The 5,905-nt window shown below is 67.3% G+C and carries 5 protein-coding genes; 1 reads left to right on the forward strand and 4 read right to left on the reverse strand.

The annotated features are described in order from the left end of the window. Positions 1-90: 90 nt before the first annotated feature. Genes VMR03_RS07180 through VMR03_RS07195 form a run of 4 tightly spaced genes read right to left on the reverse strand, consistent with a single transcriptional unit; the run spans position 91 to position 4,742 of the window. Positions 91-1,233: a glycosyltransferase family 4 protein gene (locus VMR03_RS07180; protein WP_325403684.1), complete on the reverse strand. Its 1,143-nt coding sequence runs from the start codon at positions 1,231-1,233 to the stop codon at positions 91-93. Then, positions 1,230-2,366, reverse strand: a complete 1,137-nt coding sequence (locus tag VMR03_RS07185) for a DegT/DnrJ/EryC1/StrS family aminotransferase (protein ID WP_325403686.1) — start codon at positions 2,364-2,366, stop codon at positions 1,230-1,232. The genes VMR03_RS07180 and VMR03_RS07185 overlap by 4 nt, the downstream gene beginning before the upstream one ends. Positions 2,367-2,370: 4 nt before the next feature. Beyond that, positions 2,371-2,985, reverse strand: a complete 615-nt coding sequence (locus VMR03_RS07190) for an acetyltransferase (protein WP_325403688.1) — start codon at positions 2,983-2,985, stop codon at positions 2,371-2,373. Next, positions 2,982-4,742: a sugar transferase gene (locus VMR03_RS07195; protein ID WP_325403690.1), complete on the reverse strand. Its 1,761-nt coding sequence runs from the start codon at positions 4,740-4,742 to the stop codon at positions 2,982-2,984. The genes VMR03_RS07190 and VMR03_RS07195 overlap by 4 nt, the downstream gene beginning before the upstream one ends. Positions 4,743-4,877: 135 nt before the next feature. Here VMR03_RS07195 and rffA point away from each other — a divergent pair. Beyond that, the coding region (gene rffA / locus VMR03_RS07200) for a dTDP-4-amino-4,6-dideoxygalactose transaminase (RefSeq protein WP_325403692.1) at positions 4,878-5,905 on the forward strand (1,028 nt) is incomplete at its 3' end.

Raw genomic sequence — 5,905 nt, forward strand, 5'->3', positions numbered from 1 at the left:
AGAACGCGCGGCGGCGCTGAAACTCGCGCGACCGGATTTCGCGGTTCATGTCGCGAACGATCTCGTCGACGCGCGGGCGCTCCTCGACGCTCAGTCCTTCGGCAGAACTTCGTCGTAAACCGAGAACATGCGTTCGATGGCAAGCGCGTTCGAAAAATGATCCTCGGCGCGGAAGCGCGCGGCCTCGCCCATGCGCTCTCGCAGATCGCGATCCTCGATGAGCCGGCGCAGCGCCGCCGCCAGTGCCTCGACATTGCGGACGGGCACCAGCAATCCCGTCTCGCCGTCGACCACCACGTCGCGGCACCCGACCCAGTCCGTGGTCACTGCCGGGCGGCCGATGGCTGCCGCCTCGATCAACGCCCGTGGCGCGCCTTCCCTGTAATAGGAAGGCAGACAGATAATGGCCGCGGAGCGGATGACTTCCGCCATGTCCTCGCGCCAGCCCCAGCATTCGACGATGCCTTCGCGCGCCCAGAGATCGAGATCGCCTTGCTCGATCGGATCGGGATGCGCCGTATCGACGGTGCCGACCAGCGCGAAGCGCGCGTGGACGCCCCCGGCCTTCAGCCGCCGCGCCGCCTCGACGAATTCCCGCACGCCCTTCGCCGCGATGAGCCGCGACGGCAGGATCACCAGCGGTTCCCCCGACGGCGGCTCCGGCGAAAAGGAAAACTGATCGAGATCGAGCCCGCCGCCGACGAAGACATGGCTTTGGTCCGCCCGGACGATGCCGTTTGCAACCAGATCGTCGCGGTCGCCGCCATTCTCGAAAATCACACGCGCATTCGGATGCGCGAAGACGAAGCGCAGGGCGTGTCCCGCGATCGGCCGCAGGAATCGCGCGAGCGGCTGCTCGTCGTCGAAGAGAAAGCCGAGCCCGGTCACCGAACAGACCAGCGCCGGAACGCGCAGCAGCCGCGCCACGACGCCGCCATAGATCACCGGCCTGATCGTCACGGCATGCACAAGGGCCGGTCGCAATGCGCGAATGAGCGAGAAGAGACGCCAGACGAGAACGAGCTCGCCCCAGATCGAGGGAGCGCCGCGCCGCAGGGGCTTGTTGTGAAGCGTCGCCTTGCCGAGATCGAGCCCCTCCAGCGAGGCCTCGAACGGCACGGCCACATGCACGTCGTATCGTTCCGTCGCCGCGCGGACGCGGTCCGCCCAATGCGCATGTAGATTGAGCGCCACGGGAAAGATGTAGAGAAGGCGCGGCCGCTCCCCCGTCATGCGCCGCGCTCCCATTGCGCGCGGACGATCGCGACGATGCGCGCGAGGTCGTCCTCGCGCATCGCCGTGCCGGACGGAAGGCAGAGCCCGCCCGCGAATAGCTTCTCCGACACCGCGCCGCCGATCCGCCGCGCGTCGCGGAAGACGGGCTGCATATGCATCGGCTTCCAGACGGGTCGCGCCTCGATGTTCTCGGCTTCGAGCGCAAGCCGCAGGCGCTCCGGCGACGGCGCACCTTGCGCTTCGTCGAGCGTCACGATGCTCAACCAGCGATTGGCCTGGCCGTAGGCCGCCTCCGGCATGAAGCCGATGCCCGGCAGGTCGCCGAGAGCGGCGCGATAGGCCTCGAAGATCGCGCGCCGCCGCGCCACGCGCTCGCCAAGAACTTCGAGCTGGCCGACACCGACCGCCGCGCAAAGCGCCGAAAGACGGTAGTTGTAGCCATAGATCTCATGCTCGTAATGCGCCGCCGGTTCGCGTGCCTGCTGCGACAGCATCCGCGCGCGTTCGATCAGCGCTCCGTCGTCGCTCGCTAGCGCGCCACCGCCGGAACTCGTCACGATCTTGTTGCCGTTGAAGGAATAGGCGGCAAAGAGTGCGCCCTTTCCCGCGTGCCGGTCTTTGTAGCGCACGCCAATGGCCTCGGCGGAATCGACGATCACCGGCACATCGTAACGCGCGCAGAGCGCGAGGATCGCGCCGAGATCGCAAGACTGGCCATAGAGATCGACGGGGATCACCGCACGCGGGAGCCGCCCCGTCTTCGCGGCTTGGTCCATCGCCGCCGTCAGGAGACCGACATCCATCGTCCAGGTGTCGGGCGAGACGTCGAAGAAAACCGGCTGGGCTCTCTCGTAAAGGATTGGCGCGACACCGCCGATGAAGGTGAGGGAGGATGTCCAGACTTCGTCGCCCGTTTCGACGCCGATCAGCCGCAGCGCAAGATGGATCGCGGCCGTGCCGCTCGCCAGCGCCGCGACATGTGCGTGTCCCGTGACGGCGCCTATAGCCGCCTCGAAGCGCGAGATCATCGGGCCTGCCGGCGCGACATAATTCGACGCGAAAACTTCGTCCACAAGTTCGCGCTCGCGTCCCGACATATGCGGCGGCGAAAGGAAAATGCGCTCGCTCATTGCGTCAGGCGCCCTGCCGCGCCGGAACGCCGGCGACGGTCGCGCCGTCCGGCACGTCCTTCGTCACCACGGCGCCCGCGCCGACGGTCGCCCATTGTCCGACCTTGATGCCCGGCAGAATGACGGCCCCCGCGCCGATGAAACTTCCCTCGCCGACCTGCGCGGCGCCGGCAAGACAGGCCATGCTCGCGATGTGAACGTAAGCACCGACACGGCAATCATGCTCGATGACGGTGCCCGTGTTGACGATCGCATGCGCACCGACAAAAGCGTCTGGCTGAACGATGGCGCCGGCGCAGACAAAGGCGCCGTCGTCGACATCGCTCGAGGCATGCACCCAGGCGGTCGGATGAACGAGCGTCGTCCAGCGGGCCGGCAGCATGGTCGCGAAACGCTGCCGCACCTTGTTGGCGCCGATGGCGATAAAGGCCGCCCGCTCCGTCTCGCGCCACCATTCGAGCGGCGCCGTCGGCGCACTGACGCCGACGCCGAGCACGGCCGAACCGTTCTTCGCCGGATCGTCGTCGAAGAGCCCCTCGACGACGAGACCGCCCGCCTCCGCCGTCGCGATCGCGACCTTGGCGTGGCCGCCCGCGCCCAGTATCCAGATGCCGCTCATTCCTTCCCCCGTCTTCCCTCGGCGCGCCCTGCCCTCACCTCGTCGTCGAAGCGGGGCATGGTCTCGTGGCCTTCCGCGCTGATGCCGCGCCGCGCCAGCACATGCCAGATTGTGAGGAGAATGATCCGGAGGTCCAGCAGGAAGGAGCCGTTTTCGACATAAAAGAGGTCGAAGCGGAAGCGCGCGTCCCAACTCTGCGCATTGCGGCCGTTGACCTGCGCCCAGCCGGTGAGGCCGGGCCGCACGGCATGGCGTCGCACCTGCTCTTGCGTATAGACCGCGAGATAATCCGTCAGCAAAGGGCGCGGGCCGACAAGGCTCATGTCGCCCCTGAGCACGTTCCAGAGTTCCGGCAATTCGTCGAGGCTGGTCGATCGGAGAAGCCGGCCGAAAGGCGTCAGCCTTTCGCGATCGGCGAGCGGCCTGCCCCCGGCATCCGTCGCATCGCGCATGGTGCGGAACTTGAGAAGCTCGAAGGGCCGGCCGCGAAGTCCGGGCCGCGTGTGACGGAAGAGAACGGGCGCGCCGAGATCGAGCCGGACAAGGACCGCGATCACGAGCGCAAAAGGCGATGCGACGACAAGCGCGAGCGAAGAGGCGACGATGTCGAAGAAACGCTTCGGCCCGCGCATCCAGAAAGAGCGCGGCGGCCGCACGGCATCGACACGACGGATGAGCGCGGCGATTTCCACCGCCGCGACGTCCCACACCATGCGCGAGCGGATGAGGCCGCCCTCGCTCACCGCCGCGTAAAGCGCCTTGTCGTCGAGCAGCCGCGACACGGCGCGCGCGAGGCCTTCGGCCGTCGCCTGGTCCGCGACGATGCCCGTCACGCCGTCCTCGATCTGCTCGACGAGCCCGCCGACCGGCATCGCCACGGCGGGAATGCCGGCGACCTGCGCGAGCGAGACAATGCCCGATTGCGTCGCCTCCCGATGCGGCAGCACGACGATGTCGGCCTTCGAAAAGATCGCCGGTATTTCGTCTTCGGGAATGTAGCGGATGTCGGCCTCGACGCCGAGCCGCCTCGCGCGAGCCGCGTAGGGCGAGAAGTCGCCGGAGCCCGCGATGGTGAGCGTCAGCGACGGATGCGTGAGGCGCAACGCCTCGAAGGCGTCGAGCAGCGTGTCGATGCCCTTGTAGGCCATGATGCGACCGAAAAAGAGAAGCCGCGTCGGCGCCGCGTTCTCGCGCCGAGGCGCCGCCCCCATCTCATAAGGGCCCATCGGCGCGACGGCGATCGCCGACGGTTCGATGCCGAGCCGCGAGACGATCTGGCGCTTCACATGTTCGGTCATCGCGACGAGCCCGTCCGCGCGCAATATCTCCGCGTCGATCAGACGTTGCGGCGAGCTCACATCGTCGCCCGGATGGACCGCGCCGTCGTGAACCTTCAGCACATAACGGCAACCGAAAAAATGAATGAGCGGAATGAAGACGACGTTCCAGGGGTGGCTGAAGGGGCAGAAGACGATGTCGATCTTCTGGCGCCGCAGAAATCGCGCGAAGGCGAAAAACGCGCGCGGCAGCCGCCACAAGGTCGGCAGCAGCGAGGGCTTTGCCCGCGCCGGATAGGTGTCGATGGCGAGCAGCGGCAGACCGAGCGCGGCAAGATCGTCGAAGCGGCTCGCCTGCGTCGAAATGCCGAGCGAGAGCTCGAGATCGCCGCGCCGCATCAGCGCCCGCGCCGTTTCCAGCGTGTGGGTCGGCGCCGCCCCGCGCCGGCCGAGCGACCAGATCAGCACGCGGGCGGTCATCGCCGCCCCGCCGCCGGTACAGGGGCGTGCGGCCCTTGCATAACGGCAAGGGGGCCTGTTGAATGAGCGCCGAATCGGAGCCGGGCGGCATGCGTCCCGGCCCAAGCGGCCCATCCCCTCCCTTGGCAGATACCCATGACCATTCCCTATTACGAGCCGACCCTTGCCGGCCGCGAGAGAGAGTATCTGGACGAGGTCCTCGCGGCAAAGCAGCTCATGGGGGATGGTAAATTCACCAGGGCCTGCCATGCCCTGCTGGAGCAGAAGACCGGCGCCGTCCGCGCCCTGCTGACCCATTCGGGCACCGGCGCGCTCGACATGATCGGCCTCCTGCTCGAGATCGAGCCGGGCGAGGAAGTCATCATGCCGTCCTACACTTTCGTCAGCACCGCGAACGCCATCGCGCTCCGGGGCGGCGTGCCGGTCTTCATCGACATCCGCGCGGACACGCTCAACATCGACGAAAAGCTGATCGAACAGGCGATCACGCCGAAGACCCGCGCGATCATGCCGGTGCATTATGCCGGTATCGGCTGCGAGATGGACACGATTCTCTCCGTCGCGAAGGAGCATAACCTCGTTGTCGCGGAAGATGCCGCGCAGGGTTTCGGCGCGACCTACAAGGGAAAGCCGCTCGGCACCTTCGGCGCGCTGTCGGCGCTGAGCTTCCATGCGAGCAAGAACGTGATCGCGGGCGAAGGCGGCGCCCTCCTCGTCAACGATCCCGCCTATCGCCTGCGCGCCGAAATCGTGCGCGAGAAAGGCACCAATCGCAGCCAGTTCTTCCGCGGCGAGGTCGACAAGTACACCTGGGTCGATCTCGGCTCATCGTTCCTCCCGAGCGAAGTCACCGCCGCGTTGTTGTTGGCGCAACTCGAACAGGCGGACGGCATCAATGCCCGCCGCGTCGCGCTCTGGACCGGCTATCACGAGGCGTTGGCCTCGCTCGAAACGCGCGGCCTCGCGCGCCGCGCGGCGGTTCCGCAGCATTGCGGCCATAACGGGCATATCTATTGGCTGGTCTTCGAGACGGGCGACCTTCGCGCCAGGGCGCGCGATCTCCTCGTCGCCGAAGGACTGATGGCTTCGGCGCATTATGCGCCGCTGCACAGCTCGCCTGCGGGCAAACGTTTCGGCCGCGCGGCAAGCGGCATGGCGATCGC

It is taken from the genome of Parvibaculum sp. (assembly GCF_035511255.1).
Lineage (GTDB): Bacteria > Pseudomonadota > Alphaproteobacteria > Parvibaculales > Parvibaculaceae > Parvibaculum.